The 15,507-nt window shown below is 41.2% G+C and carries 11 protein-coding genes; 3 read left to right on the plus strand and 8 right to left on the minus strand.

Annotated elements, in window-relative coordinates; genetic code table 11:
• Positions 1 to 90 precede the first annotated feature (90 nt).
• On the plus strand, positions 91 to 2,697 hold the full coding sequence (locus tag AACU32_RS32965) for a CHAT domain-containing protein (RefSeq protein ID WP_096608283.1): 2,607 nt from the start codon (positions 91 to 93) through the stop codon (positions 2,695 to 2,697).
• A 780-nt stretch (positions 2,698 to 3,477) separates the two neighbouring features.
• On the plus strand, positions 3,478 to 4,002 hold the full coding sequence (locus AACU32_RS32970) for a DUF937 domain-containing protein (protein ID WP_096606143.1): 525 nt from the start codon (positions 3,478 to 3,480) through the stop codon (positions 4,000 to 4,002).
• 179 nt (positions 4,003 to 4,181) lie between these two features.
• Here AACU32_RS32970 and AACU32_RS32975 read toward each other — a convergent pair whose 3' ends face one another.
• From AACU32_RS32975 to AACU32_RS33010, 8 genes are all read right to left on the minus strand, one after another.
• Positions 4,182 to 4,712 carry a pentapeptide repeat-containing protein gene (locus AACU32_RS32975; RefSeq protein WP_096606145.1) on the minus strand — a complete coding sequence of 177 codons (531 nt, stop codon included), beginning with the start codon at positions 4,710 to 4,712 and terminating at the stop codon, positions 4,182 to 4,184.
• A gap of 305 nt (positions 4,713 to 5,017) precedes the next feature.
• Positions 5,018 to 6,355, minus strand: coding sequence for an aromatic ring-hydroxylating dioxygenase subunit alpha (locus AACU32_RS32980; protein ID WP_096606147.1), 1,338 nt, complete (start codon positions 6,353 to 6,355; stop codon positions 5,018 to 5,020).
• A gap of 122 nt (positions 6,356 to 6,477) precedes the next feature.
• Positions 6,478 to 7,983, minus strand: coding sequence for an FAD-dependent oxidoreductase (locus AACU32_RS32985; RefSeq protein WP_096606149.1), 1,506 nt, complete (start codon positions 7,981 to 7,983; stop codon positions 6,478 to 6,480).
• Positions 7,984 to 8,080: 97 nt separating this feature from the next.
• Entirely contained in the window at positions 8,081 to 10,093 is a 2,013-nt protein-coding gene (gene fusA / locus AACU32_RS32990) for an elongation factor G (protein WP_096606151.1), read from the minus strand.
• 756 nt (positions 10,094 to 10,849) lie between these two features.
• Complete coding sequence (locus AACU32_RS32995; protein ID WP_096606153.1) at positions 10,850 to 11,041, minus strand: hypothetical protein; 192 nt, start codon at positions 11,039 to 11,041, stop codon at positions 10,850 to 10,852.
• A gap of 577 nt (positions 11,042 to 11,618) precedes the next feature.
• On the minus strand, positions 11,619 to 12,662 hold the full coding sequence (gene fni, locus AACU32_RS33000) for a type 2 isopentenyl-diphosphate Delta-isomerase (RefSeq protein WP_096606155.1): 1,044 nt from the start codon (positions 12,660 to 12,662) through the stop codon (positions 11,619 to 11,621).
• A 363-nt stretch (positions 12,663 to 13,025) separates the two neighbouring features.
• A complete protein-coding gene (locus tag AACU32_RS33005; RefSeq protein ID WP_096606157.1) occupies positions 13,026 to 13,505 on the minus strand; it encodes a hypothetical protein in 480 nt (159 codons plus the stop codon).
• A gap of 217 nt (positions 13,506 to 13,722) precedes the next feature.
• A complete protein-coding gene (locus AACU32_RS33010; protein WP_096608284.1) occupies positions 13,723 to 15,099 on the minus strand; it encodes a GTP-binding protein in 1,377 nt (458 codons plus the stop codon).
• A gap of 97 nt (positions 15,100 to 15,196) precedes the next feature.
• On the opposite strand from AACU32_RS33010, the gene AACU32_RS33015 reads away from it, so the two are divergent.
• A complete protein-coding gene (locus AACU32_RS33015; RefSeq protein ID WP_096606159.1) occupies positions 15,197 to 15,490 on the plus strand; it encodes a PIN domain-containing protein in 294 nt (97 codons plus the stop codon).
• Positions 15,491 to 15,507 lie beyond the last annotated feature (17 nt).

Here is a 15,507-nt window from a genome sequence, read left to right on the forward strand (position 1 = left end):
GCCAAGAGGCGGACACTTCTTTGTGGTGGTTCCCAAAGTTGCAGAAGGTCACTTAACAATATAAAAATGACTGTAGAAAAGGATAAAATTATGCTAGTTTTTACAAAAAAAGTAAAATCTTACAATTATAAATTTTACTTAGCTTCATTAACATTATTTATAGTAACTACTGGTTTTACCGCAGCAGCATCTACCAGTTCACAACAGAAAAGTTCACATTTGTTACCGCAGCCTCAAAATGTTGCTGACAGTTCAGCTTCAAACCCCCAATCTCTACTTAATCAAGGTAGAAGTTTATTTGCAGCCGGAAACTTTGCCCAAGCAGTTAAAGTTTGGGAAGCAGCGTCTGTGAGTTTTGAAAGTCAAGGTGATATTATTAATCAAGCTTGGACACTGAGTTATCTATCATTAGCTGCGCAGAATTTAGGAGATTGGCAAAAGGCAGAACTGGCAATTAGCAAGAGTTTAAATCTTCTGAAACAGCCGCACAAAGAAAAAAAGCAACATACTGCCATCTTCGCAGTAGCCCTGAATACGCTAGGCAATCTGAAACTGTTGAGGGGACAAGCGGAAAATGCTTTGCAGGCTTGGCAAGATGCAGAACGGAATTATGCAGTAATTGGTGATGAAGCGGGAAAAATTGGTAGCCAAATTAATCAAGCTCAAGCACTGCAAGTTTTAGGATTGTATCGCCGATCGCAGCAACTTTTAGTGAAAGTCAATCAAAAATTGCAAAATCAGCCAGATTCTGCCATCAAAGCGAAAGCCTTGCAAAGTTTAGGAATAGGTTTTCAACTGGTAGGAAATTTACCACAATCCCAAGAAATATTAAAGCAAAGTTTGCTCCTGAGCGATCGCCTCAATTCTTCAGAAAACATTGGTGATATTCTGTTAAGCTTGGGAAATGGGGCGCGGGAATTACAACAGCCCACAGAGGCTTTAGATTATTATCAACAGGTGGTAGTCAGGGCTACTAACCCCCAAGTGCGCATAGAAGCACAGTTAAACCAACTTAGCCTTTATCTGGAACGATCGCAACTACAGCCAGCTAATACTTTATTACCGCAGATTAAAACCCAATTAGCAAACCTCCCTGCCAGTCGGATGTCTATTTATGCAGCCGTAAACTTTGCTAGCAGTCTTTCTAAGTTGGCAAAACTAGAGGGTAAAGAATCTGGTTTATACCCACAAGCAGCCGTAACTTTAGCACAGGCGGTACAACAAGCTACAATGTTGAGCGATTTACGTGCTAAAGCTTATGCTTTAAACGAGTTAGGGAAATTGTATTTTGAGAAACAACAATGGTCTGATGCTTTAAAACTAACCCAACAAGCATTACAAATTGCCCAAGAGATTAATGCAGCTGATATTGCTTATCAAGCTTCTTGGCAAGCTGGTAGGATTCTGAAAAACCAAGGTGATACTACTGGTGCGATCGCCGCTTATGATTTTTCTGTGAAAACCCTTAAGTATTTACGTAATGATTTAGTGGCGATTAATCGTGATATCCAATTTTCTTTTCAAGAAAGTGTGGAACCGGTTTATCGGGAGTTTGTCGATTTATTACTACAATCACACCCCAGCCAAAAGAACTTAAAACAAGCACGAGACACCATTGAAGCGCTACAACTAGCAGAATTAGACAATTTCTTTCATGAAGCTTGTTTAAATGCTAAACCGGAACAAATCGACAAAATCGACAAACAAGCCGCTGTCATCTACCCGATTATTTTAAGCGATCGCATCGAAGTAATTCTCTCGATTCCCGGTAAACCGCTTTCTAACTACAAAACTGCTTTGTCTCAAATGGAAATTGAGAACACTATCAAGCATATGAGACAATCTCTCAACCCAGCTTTCGGTGACGAGGATAGGTTAAAAATTTCTCAACAAATATATGATTGGCTGATTCGTCCTGCAGAATCGCAATTAGCCAACAGTGGAGTCAAGACTTTAGCCTTTGTGTTAGATGGGTCATTACGCAATCTGCCAATGGCGAGTTTATATGATGGTAAACAATATTTACTAGAAAAATATAGCTTGGCACTCTCACCAGGAATGCAGTTATTGCCAACGCGATCGCTAAAACCCCAAAATCTTAAAGTAATTACAGCCGCATTGAGTGAAGCACGTCAAGGTTTTAAAGCTTTACCAGCAGTCCAGGCAGAAGTCAGAGAAATTTCTTCGGAATTACCTGTGCAATTACTTTTGAATCAACAATTTACTGATATTAACCTGCAAACTGCAATTCAATCAAATCCTTTTTCAATCTTGCATCTTGCTACTCATGGTCAATTTAGTAGTAAGTCCGATGACACCTTTATCCTTTCCTGGGACACCAAGATTAATGTTAAAGAACTGAGTGAATTTCTCAAAAATAGAAACGAATCTGATTCTACACCGATAGAATTAATGGTTCTGAGTGCCTGTCAAACTGCAAAAGGAGACAATCGGGCGGTATTAGGTTTAGCAGGTGTAGCTGTACGTTCTGGCGCACGCAGTACCTTAGCTACTTTATGGGCTGTCAAAGATGAATCCACTGCTAAATTTATGGTTGAGTTCTATAAAAATTTGAAAAAACCAGGAATTACTAAAGCCGAAGCTTTGCGACAAACTCAACTTACTTTTTTACAAGATCCTGATTATCAACATCCTTTTTACTGGTCAGCGTTTGTGTTAATCGGCAATTGGTTGTAAATAGAAAGGATGTAGACGCTGTATCGGCTTGCCGCAGGCTGGGATGAAGGATAAAGGATGGTAGGGGCGGGTTTATTTAGATCATCGTTGATATGTAGGGGCGGGTTTATTTGGATCTTTGTTGATCAACGTGGATATCGGTGAACCCGCCCCTACTGTAAACCCGCCCGTACAATGGTACAAGTCGCGCTTTTTGGCAAGTTAAAAGTCAAAAGTCATGCATTGAAATTCTTTAAGAAGTGACTTTTGACTTGATACTTTTGACTTCCAAGAAGTGGCATAGGTGGGGTAATTTTATACTTCATATTGAGCGCCTTGAGTTAACTTCTATCGCCAGAAATGTATGATTAATTTTATCTTGTGGGTTGCGATCGCACTTTGTGATGATCAATTACTCTGTTTACCCTTGGTCAGCACTGAGGGCTGTTTTTTAGCTATGCTACTGAGCATAAACAGCGTTTGTTTAAACTTACAAATTTATAAATATTCTTAGTAAAAAAAGGGTGCAGATGGTTGCACCCTCTGAAGGAGCTAATATTAAGTGTTAAGTGAGTATTCCCACTAAAGCATTTATTAATTATGCTTTCCTAAATTTAATATAATTAAAATTGATACACTTCAAGCTAAAGATAGATAAATTAATATTTTAAATAAAGTTTAGTTGTAATCTCGACGACAAAAATCTGTTATATATAAAAATATTAATATTCACAACTTATTTACATTTAGCCAAGAAAAATATATTCCTATATAGGAATCTGGTAACAGGAGAAAAAACTTATGGGACTTTTCGATCAAATTCTCGGTGCTGTTGCTAATGCCAATCAACAAGGTAGTTTGGGGCAATTGGGAAGTATTATTAGCACGGTCGAGCAGTTAAGTAACAGTACTGGTGCAGACCCTTCTACCATCCAATCGGTGTTGTCAGTTGTGGGTGGTCAAGTGCGATCGGCTTTACAACAAAAACAAGCTACAGAAGGTAATGAAGCGGTGCAATCTCTCGTCAATCAATTTGCAGGAACTTCTCCTGATCCCCAAGCTGTTGATTCGGTATTTGCTCCTGGTATGCAACAACAAGTAGCAGAGATTGTTGCCCAGCGCACTGGCTTAGATGCAGGTATGATTCAACAAATATTACCTCAAGTAGTGCCTGTTGTGCTGAATTTCTTGCAGTCTGGCGCGAACGCTCAAAATCCCCAATCAGGCGGAAATCCACTGCTTAATTCCTTCTTGGATGCAGATAATGATGGCGATGTTGATATTGCTGATGCGATGCAGTTGGCTAGTCGTCATTTTGGGCAATAATTAGTGAACTACCTACAGTTACGCTTTGCGTAACTGTAGGCTTTCTACGGCTGCGGTGGGAGTGCGTAGACGCTGTATCGGCTTACCGTCAGGCCTTGCATCTGATAATTTCACGCCGTCATCAAAGGGGACATGGAGACGCGGGGAAGCGGGGAAATGACAAATGACAAATGACTAATTTAACCATTTTCGTCCAAAATTGTCCCTGACAAATTAGTTTTTTCTAAATTTGCGCCGCTCAAATTGGCTTGGTTCAAGTCTGCTTGAGCCAGATTCGCCTGACTTAAATCCGCTACAGTTAAGTCTGCACCACTTAAATCGGCTTTATCTAAATTTGCCGCGATTAAAGTTGCTTCATGCAACTCTGCTTCGCTGAGGTTGGCTTCAATCAATTTGGCAACAGTTAAATCAGCTTGACTCAAATTTGCGCTATCTAAAACAGCACCATCTAATATTGCCCCATCTAAAATAGCTCCAGTTAGATTACTAGCAGTGAGGTTAGCATCAGTCAAATCTGCTCCGTTTAAATCTGCCTCAATCAAGCTAGTTTGACTTAAATTAGCGTGACTTAAATTAGCACCATCTAAAATTGCTCTATCTAAAATGGCTCCACTGAGATTAGCTTCCCTCAAATTTGCTTCGCTGAGGTTAACACCAGTAAAGTCTCTTGTACCTGCGGCATAGTTTTTCAGCAGTTCATCTGGCTTCATAGATTATGCTCCGCTAGTTTTGATTACTTTTTGAGTCACGGCAATCTATTACCCAGCATTGGCAACAGAGGATTTCAAAATATATTTAAAATATGGTAGCCATCTTAAATTTTTTCTATCACTAGCTCAGGTTGTTAGTTTATTTCATACCTAAGATAGTAGACATTGCTGAAACAAACAATAAAAGGATAAAATCCCACTATGTAAAGTTTTGTCGGGCTAAGGGTGAAAGTTAAAGGGTAAAGGTTTTTCTCATTTCCCTTTACCCTTCTTAACATAGTTATATTTATTTCCGTTGCTTTATCTTAGTGGCGCGTATGGGCATTTTCAAATTTAGTTTTGACTTTCTGGGATAAAATTGCCAAAGCGATCGCTCCAAAAGAAACTGAAACTGCTGATATTTTCAGCCAAAAATTATCTGCAAGTATTGCTAAAGCTGCCGTACCAATTGCCACTCCCAAAAAAGTTGTTTTCAGTCCCTTGGTTACCTGATAAGCCTGATTACAAGAACTACAGATTAGTGTGTGTTGCGATAATCTGTCTAGGGTGATTGATTGTTGATTAACTTCGGCGCTACTGATATTTTTTGCAGTGGAATATCCCTGATAATATGGTAAACCAGCCCCAAATTTATCTAGCCATTTGCGGTATTCAACAACTAACACATCTGATGTCTTTAAGGGCAAATAAAGTTTTTCTAAATTTTTTCCCAATCTTTCGACAATTGCTTGTTGTCCGGCAATTAAATCAAAATCTTCTTCCAATAATTGATTGCGATTCCAATGTTCAAACCACCGAGGTAGCAGCTTGTCTATCCCAGTCAAAAAGTTGCGATAATTTCTCGCGAGAACGCGACATTTACCCTTACCTAGAGGTATGGAATAAAAAGCCAGACCTCCAATCCAACCCTTCTGTTTAATAGTAAATTTGTAAATTATCAAGTTGGGAGCCATAAAATCAAGGCTTGTCCAATTTGCATTAGGTTGATTTGTGCCTCTAAATCTACCGCGAATACCTTGAGATGAAGTTTCAACTACTTCCATTTCTAGAGGTTGGGCATTTTCCCGCTTACCCCCGTTTCTAGTACCATCATGGCTAATGTTTGCATGGGCTGGATCGATAACGTTTTCGATAAAATAGCTTTGGTCGTAAGGCAGATCGCGCATAGTGTCTAACTTCACAAACCCTGCTTGCTCAAACTCAGGAATGATTGGGATACTGTCATCAGCAATTTCAGCTTCCCCTGCCCACATCCAAATAATGCCTTGACGTTCTACAATTTTAAACGATCGCACGCAGGCATTATTGGGTATTTTGGCATCTTTTGCTAACTGAGGAATGTGCATACATTTCCCCTGATCACCAAACTGCCAACCGTGATACAAGCATTCTATTTTGCCATCAATAATTTGCCCATCAGAGAGTTTCGCTGCCCTGTGAGAACATTGGTCTGTTAAACAAATTAGCTGCCCTTCTTTATTGGGAAATAAAACAAATGGTTCGTCGTACAAAGAAAAAGTATAAGGGCGATTTTTGGGCAAGTCTTGCACAAAACAAACCGGATACCAGCATTGTCTCCAGTTAAATTCTTGTTCTGCCTGCGATTGGAGTATAGGTTGTTCAATATTGCTATCTACGATCATCAAATTACTCCTTGTTTCCCCAGTTATAGTACTGAATGATTTTCAATGAACCTACAGTTATTTTAAAACAGCGTCTGCCTATTGTTGTCTGTAAAATACTTTAGTAATTTGAGTGGCGGCAATTACTCAGATTCAACTAATAATCCGGCAATTATTTGCTCAAAGTTGCGGGTGTAGACTTTATCACTATATTCTTGCCATGCTTGGTCTGAAGAGTTGGGAAATTCTGTTAATGTTGCCTGTTGAATATATTCCATGAAAGGGCGACGAAGACGTTCATATTTATCGAATGCTGAGGCTATGGCTTGCTGGTTATCCCAATTATTTTCTTGAGCAATATTAGTAATTAATGTTGTAATTACCATTGCATCTTCTAATCCTTGATTAGCTCCTTGAGCCATAAAAGGAGGCATACCATGTGCGGCATCACCAACTAATACAACTCGTCCTGAACTCCAAGCTGGTAAGATATTTTTAGCTATAGCAGCACGATGAATGTAATAGGGACGTTGCAATATATTTTCCGGTGGAGATAATCGCACTAATTCTTGTATTGCATGAGGAAATCCAGCTTTTTCTAACTCTTGCAAAACCAAATCAAGCAAATCACTACCAGACTTTTCTGAAACTAAATGCAAAGGTACAGGTAAATGCACTAAATAGCCCATTCCTTGTCTGTTTATTAACAACATTCTCGGAGTTTCACTAAAAGCAACCTCCCTCAGATCATAGTTTGCTACTGTGATAATTGGCGAGCCTGCCAAAAATTTCTCTTCAATATGCGATCGCAGTTCCTTGGGTATATCGGGTATTTCTCGACAAGATATTGCCGCAAATCCAGAATATTCGGGTATGGCAAAAGCTTGCTGAGAGCTATCAGCATAAAGTATCTTACGAACTGTAGAGTTAATTCCGTCTGCGGCAACAATTAGTTTAGCTCGGAATGATTTTGTCAGTGATGGTTGAGGCGCACTGTCTGAATTTTGAGACTGTGTATCATGATTATTTTCTCCATCTGACCAATATGCATAGGGATTAGCCTCGATACTAGCACTACTAACGCAATCCAGGCGGACGCATCCCAATTCTGGCTCATCTACAACATTGATACAACGGTGATTTGGTTTAACTTGGTCTTCTGGAAGTAGTTGCCTTAAGGCAGTCTGTAAATTATACCAAGTAATTGAAACTCGACCTTCGCCATAATTACTAAACCAAACATCAAAACTCAAAGAAATTGACCTAACTCTTTGTCCCTGAAAGTTTTTATAAACCCATTCTAGTGAAGGCTTGGGAAGTTTTGGTTCAATGACTTCGGTGGTTTTCTCGTCGTCAGATTGCTGGTATTTAGTGAAAGTCAGACTCGCTGTTTTGACTGCTTGATATGCGTGAGTATCTACATATTTTAGAGCTTTTAATCCGTTAGGCAGAAGATCCACAACCTGACCTACCTGACGAAAAGCACGAGTTTGGTCTATGACGAGAATATTGTCAATACCACGTTTGCGTAAACCAACAGCAGTGGCTAAACCAATAGGCCCAGCACCAACTATGACAACATCGTAGATTTTGTTGATGGGTGTATCTGTGAACCCATGTGCTATTGATTGACTTTGGGGAATATTCATACGCAAGCAAGGTAAGTTGGAATTTTTACTACTGCTGTAAAAATTCCGGAAATTAACAAAAAGGTAAACAATATTGTCTACCTTCTTGTTATATCAATTATTGGCTACTAGCTTGTCTGTAACAGGCAAATTCCATTGTGAAAGTTGCCATCCCCGCAGTTTGCGATCGCAAGTCTGTAGAATAGCCAAACATCCGCACTAGGGGGACTTCCGCCCGAATTACTGAGTATGTTTGCATGGTTTGGGAACCCAAGAGCAAACCGCGACGGGAGGATATATCACCCTGGACTCTACCTAAATACTCGTTCGGTGTTTCCACTTCTACCAACATAATTGGTTCGAGGATATAGGCTTTAGCTTTGGCGATCGCTTCATCAAGGGCTTGATGGGAGGCTGACCGAAAAGCCAATTCTGAGGAGTCAATGGGGTGGAAAGAACCCCCCTCTAGCACGACTTTTACCCCGGTGACAGGATAACCGTCCAAAGGCCCTGATTGCATGGCTTCACGGAAACCTTTCTCGCAAGCGGGTATATACTCTTTGGGAATTGCACCCCCAACTACCTTAGTTTCAAAGACAAATGGCTCGTCTGTTGGTTCAATCCAGCCACTTACATGGGCGTATTGACCAGATCCGCCTGTTTGCTTTCTCAGTCGGTAATCGAAGTAAGTTTTTTGACTAATAGATTCCCGATAGGCAACGGCTGGTTTACCAACGTATACCTCCGTGTTATATTCCCGTTGAATGCGCTCTAAGTAGATTTCTAGGTGGAGTTCACCCATACCAGAAATCAAAGTTGCTCCTGATTCCGGGTCAATGCTCAATTTGAAGGTTGGATCTTCTTTTTGAAAGCGGTTGAGAGCTTTAGAAAGGCGATCGCTATCTTCTTGTTTTTTGGGTGTGACTGCCAGTGTAATTACTGGGTCTGGGACAAACATTTTTTCTAAAGATATCAGTGGTTCCCCAGAACAGAAGGTATCCCCAGAGGCACAATCTACACCCAACAGAGCGATAATATCTCCAGCTTCGGCAACTTTCACCTCTTCGCGCTTGTTGGCGTGCATTCTCACCAAGCGCCCAATTTGCACCCGTTGTTTGGTGCGAGAGTTGTAAACAGTATCGCCTTGTTTCAATGTCCCGGAGTAAATCCGGGTGTAGGTCAACTGCCCAAAGGACTCTACAGTGAGTTTAAACGCCAACGCCACTAAAGGCTCGTCAGGGTTGGGGTAAAGGCTGACAGACTCTACCGTTTTCACGACTTCCCGATCTACCGGCGATGGGAGATAAAGAGCGATCGCATCCAACAAGTTCTGCACCCCTTTGTTTTTGAATGCCGAACCCAGCAATACTGGTGTAAGTTGCAGGGTTAAGGTGGCTTGGCGGATGGTTTGCCAAATTAGTTCTTTTGGAACTTCTTTCGCATCCAATAGCATCTCCGTCATGGGTTCGGAGAATAGGGACAAAGCATCCAGCAATTTTTCCCTGGCTTGTTGTGCTTCCGCTACAAGTGCGTCAGGAATTGGCTGTTTCACCCAATGTTCGCCGTTTTCACCCTCAAAGTAGGAAGCCTCCATTTCTATGAGGTCAATTACCCCTTGAAATTTGTCTTCGCTACCAATGGGATACTGGAGTAACATGGCATTCAACTGCAAGCGATCGCGCATAGCTTGGACAACCCGAAATGGATTTGCACCGATGCGATCCATTTTGTTGATAAATGCTATCCGGGGTACGCGATAGCGCTTCATCTGGCGATCTACTGTGATCGATTGCGACTGTACACCCGCTACGGCACACAGTACCATTACCGCCCCATCCAATACCCGCAGGGCACGCTCAACTTCTATGGTAAAATCCACATGTCCTGGTGTATCAATTAAGTTGATTTGGGTATCATGCCACTGACAGGTGGTAGCGGCAGAGGTAATCGTAATGCCATGTAATTTTTCTTCTGGCATAAAGTCCATCGTTGCACCCTTGCCACCTCCCCGTACTTCTTCAATAGCGTGGATTCTGCCTGTATAGAAGAGAATTCGCTCTGACAGTGTAGTTTTACCAGAGTCGATGTGAGCAGAAATACCAATATTTCGGATACGTTCTCGGGGAATCATAATGACTTCCTTGATTATTGATGCAACAAACTGTTACCGCAACGGCAGTAACAATATCTTATATTACAATTGTAATACAAAATGATTTATTGTCCAATAACCATGCTGTCAGCGATCCCTAAATTGATGCGATCGCCAAATATAACCCTTGACATTATCAGCCTTTGAGGGAACAAAGTCGATGCGACTGTTGTAGATAAGTAAGCCCAATGCGTCAAGATATAGGAGATGAGGGACAGTATCAACCAACGGTAAACACCTAAAAGTGTAAACTAGCCCTTGTCCCGCGCCTAAGAATTGAAACCATATTTCTTGCTTTTCTATATGCTTTTCACGCCCTTTTTCTCATATTTCTGCGCTTGTGTGCAAATCCAGGTGTTCTTTCAAATTGGCGTTCGTCAAAGACGTTGGCGCAGCCATCGCCTGCTACTGTTAAATTTACTTAATATAAGCCTTTATTGTAGTTATATAAATTACTTATTTACTTAAGTACCATCTCACTTCTGGAGTCACTTTTTTACGCTTCTATTTGTGTATTAGTGGTTTATCCCGTGAGGTGCAAGATATAAGGAGAGCAAAAACTCTACTACACTGCTGAAGCTACTGAGAGAGCAGGGCGTGAGTGGGTTGGTAGTGGCTGGTGAGTAGGTTAGGGGCTTGATACACACAATATAAACAAGCCGCCCGGTTAGTATCCGAGCGGCTTCTTTTCTTGTTCGATTGTCTAGTGAGCGGACTCCGACACATCGACTCTAATCAATCCTTGGCTAGAAGCTCTGCCTCTTCCTCAGGGGTTAGTACATCAGGATCTGGCAAAATCTCAGGCTTCAATTCCTCGATTATAGTCGCCTCAGTAGGTAGAGGATTTTTCTCTTCTGTCTCCACATGTTTTAGATTTGATTGGTCAAATGTTTTTGGTTTCGAGTTGCTTGGTGTTTCTGATTCCATGAGTTTTTCTTTGATTTTTGGAAAGTAACTTTAAAAATTATATGCCATTTGACGTTTAATTATGTTGAGCTACTTAACAAACTGCTGATAACTCCAGTTCAGAACTATTCTCACTTTTATCAATAAAATGCAAGAGCAATTAATTGGACAGTTAAGATAGTTAAGCAGACAGTTAAGACTGTTAATTAGACAGTTAAGATAGTTCAGCGGACATTTAAGACTTTTAAGACTATTAATTGGACATTTAAGTAGACAGATAAGACAGTTAAAAGCACAGTTAAGGTAGTTAAGCAGATAGTGAAAAGATTTAAAACAGTTAATCAATAATAATTACGAAATATCAGTTATTTGTAACTAGCTAGAGAATCATGTAAATAGTCAGAAGTCCCTACTTTATATGTTGTTAAGTAAGTCAACATTAAAAAACTTAAGCTCATCCCACCCCTAAAAGGGAGTGGGATTTCGCAGGCATTGGGCATTGGTGGCTTTTCCCATGCCCCATGCCTGCGTGCTGCGGTTAATCCCACCCCACCAAGGAGTGGGCTTTCGCGCCGACTTTCTGTAAGAAATGTAAAAATTATTCCAATAAACTACCAGACTGCTTCAATTGAGCTAAAGTTGCATTCCCAGTACAGAATAAAACTGTAGTGATTTCGGCAATTAACACCTCAACTAAATCCACCAGTGCGGCTTCTGATATGACTGCGGCTTGCAAAAATGGCATGGCTAAACCAGCGATATCTGCACCAAGAGCGATCGCTTTTGCTACATCCAGCCCATGACGTAACCCGCCAGAAGCAATTAACGGCACATCAGGAGCGATCGCGCGAATATTTGTAATACAATCTGCTGTTGGTAAACCCCAATCCGCAAACGTCCTTCCCAAGCGGCGTTGTAAAGCATTATCCGCCCGTTCGCTTTCCACCTTCGCCCAAGAAGTACCCCCTGCACCTGCTACATCAATCGCCGCTACCCCAGCCTCCAGCAATTTTTCTGCCATTGCTGCGGAAATACCATTCCCTACTTCCTTGGCTATCACTGGCACTGGCAACTCATAACATATATTTGCTATTTTGTCAAGCAATCCTTTAAAGTTAGTATCACCTTTAGATTGAATGCATTCTTGTAGAGGATTGAAGTGTAAAATCAAAGCATCAGCTTCAAGAATCTCGACTATTCGCAGACATTCTGCTAAACCATACTTATAGTTAAGTTGCACAGCGCCTAAATTGGCAAATAAAAGCACATCGGGCGCATACTTACGCACAGCAAAAGTATCAGCTACCTGAGGTTTTTCCACTGCTACACGTTGGGAACCAACACCCATTGCAATTTTATAGTTTTGGGCAACTTCTGCCAAACGCTGGTTAATCATAGCTGCTTGTTCAGTTCCTCCAGTCATGGAAGAAATTAACAGCGGCGCACCCAGACGTTTACCCAAGAAATTGGTACTGATATCTATATCATTACGGTCGATTTCTGGTAAACAACAATGGGTAAAACGATAACGTTCTAGTCCATTAGTAATTTGGTGACATTGAACATCTTCCTCTAGGCAGATGCGAATGTGTTCCGCCTTGCGAGATTGGGTTTGTGCTGAGATGCTGGTAGGGAGGTTCACTGGTTTATAGAAATCAAAGCTGTTGCTATCACTATTGTTACAGGCTCAGGGAGTCTAGGAAACTTTATTTTTTGGGGACTAATTAACTTGGGAAACATGTGGATATCTGGGGTAATGAGGATTAGGGGTTGTTTTTCGTCTTTTTTACACCCCCTAAATGCTTACAAATTCTTATTGTATTTTTGAAAAAATTACGTATTTTAATTTAATTAACTACCCCGGTAACTTGAGTAAATTTAAGTCTGGGTAGGTATAAATAACACACTTCTTAGTGTCATATCACATAAGTTATGAGGAGTGGCGAGGGGTCAAATACCCGACTTCTTAAATAAGTCGGGTATTTCGCAGTCCATCATAATTAATCTAAAAATTTTGAGGTGGTAATGGTTTGCCTTGGCTATTAGGAACATTGACTACCTTTAAAGCTTTGGTAATAGCGATCGCATCATCTTCTAAACGCCTAGCTTTAGGATTGCCAGGACAACTAATATCTGATGATTGCTGTCCACCAATACTTACAGTAGTAGTTGTACCAAAAGAAGTAGATTTGACGCAATCTGGTTTGACTGGCAAACTTGATAATGGTTCAGCAACTTTCAGATCATGAAAAAATCTTTTTGTTAATTTTTCTGGTAGTTTACCTTGACCAGTCCCTTTTCCATCTACATAATTAACTTCTCCTGATGGCGAGACATAAATACGATAACCAATAGTGTTGGTGGAACCACTGTTGAGGATAACTCCTACATTATTGGGTACAAGTGCCATTGTTGATTGGGAAGAACAAACTAAAAATGTTAAGCCTGCTAGCCCTAAGACGCTTTGAGAAATAAGTGGATTCATATTCGTAAAATCCTATAGCGGTCTATCAAATCAATGATTATTAGTTAGTAGTAAGCCAGAAATTGCTGAAAAAACCAGGACTTTCGTCCTGGCTACAAACTTATAATCACTAGACTTATAGTTGAGAATAATAAATCAAATATATGTCAAAGCTATGTAGTAAATATGTCAGTTGTCCCCCGAAGGCTGAGCGAAGTCGTACCCTACGGGAAGCAAGCTACGCGGAGCGTCTCGCAGAGAAGCCTGTCCCCCTCATTCCCCCTAACTCTTGGCGTAAACGATAGACAATTGTGTTTGGTTCGACTTGAGAGAGGATTTCTTGAATGACGGTGTTAGCACCTAATTGTCCCCAGGTGCAGCCTTGTTCGAGATAGACTTGTGCGGCTTTACCTACTGCATAGGCCCCATAACCAGCAATTCCACCTTGGGCGATCGCACTGCCAAAAGAAGCGGTAATATTAGTGGGATTATCGCCGCTAGTAAGGGCGGCTGTACTTTTACCTAATCCTAATAAAAAACTACTACCTAATTCAGTGAGCAATAAGCCACCGGAACTCAACAAAATCGTTTTTAAAATTTTCCCGGCTTCATAGCTGGTGATGGGTAAACCATACAACCGCGCCAACGCTCGAATTAATAATAAATCGGCAACAGTCCCGCCCAAAATATCTAACACAGCAATAGGATTTAGCCCCACCACTAAAGCTTTATATTTGGTATATTGCCAAATGATATTTTCCGCTTCTTGTTCGCGTAAGTCAACAGTTTTTTGGGCGATCGCGGCTTCGGCTTCCCTGGCTTGGATAAGTGCATTTAAAGCTAAAAGCGATCGCCCTTCTCGATTAAGAATATTCAAAATTGTCTGTTTGAGTTCGTCTACTTGGGTGGGTGGAGTCTCCCATTCATAACTTACACGACCATCAGGCCACTCTAAGCGCACTTCCATCGGTGCTGGTTCCGCCGCTACCATGACAATTTCATCAGGTAATAAAGGCTGGGCTTGGGGGTGTCCGGCTCCCAATTGTTGTAAATTTTCGTAAATAGCTGCCCGATCTGTATCTGGATAAAGGTCAATTTTGTTAAATACTAAAATTAGCGGTTTTTGTGATTTTCGCAATTCCAGTAGTGCTTGATACTCTGTCCGCGTGATATCACCAGATACTACAAATAAAATTAAATCGGCTTGCCGCACTACTTCACGCGCCATTTGTGCCCGTGATTCCCCCTCAATTTCATCTAACCCAGGAGTATCAATTAGTTCTACTTGGACTTTACCTCCCGGTTGCCAGCGCACAGAACGCGGCCATTGAGTCACACCATTTAAAGGGCCTGTTTGGAGAATTTTATCCCCCAATAAGGCATTCAACACCGCCGATTTGCCCCGACTTACCAAACCAAAGGCAGCGATTTTAATTACATTCGAGTCTAACTTATTGAGTGTGGTGTTCAAAGTCTCCAATTCCGGCTTTACCAAACCCGCCAATTCTGGGTTAGATGATAGTTGCCCTGACTTGCGAAGATATCCATACCAAGACAAGGTTTGTCGGAGACTAGCACGAGCACGGTTTAAATGAGTTTCTTGCAGATTGCGCACTGGGTTGGCTTCAGTCAAGGTGAGATTGAGAACAAATTACATCTCTATTTTGCGCTAAATTCTCATGGGGCATTGTGATAAAAATTAACACTATTTTGTGCCGAAGCTAATACGCCTATCAATTACAGCAGCATCTGGGATAACGTTATCAGAGTGTTTAGTGGGTGCTATCCTGAGGGGGTTAGCGAATTTAGAGCAGGCTTTTGTCGATGTGTTGCAGCAGGATGAAGTAGTTTTTGTGGAGATTAATGCTGCTATTGCGCGAGAAACTGGGAGAATTACGGTACTTTATAACCTTCAGTTACCCGATGCGTTGCAAGTAGCGGCGGCTTTAAAGGCTGGTTGTGAGCCTGTTTGGATCAATGATGATGCTTTCAAGCGTGTGACATAGTGGAATTTTTTATCTAA

Source organism: Calothrix sp. NIES-2100 (genome assembly GCF_963875285.1).
Taxonomy (GTDB): Bacteria; Cyanobacteriota; Cyanobacteriia; order Cyanobacteriales; family Nostocaceae; genus Aulosira.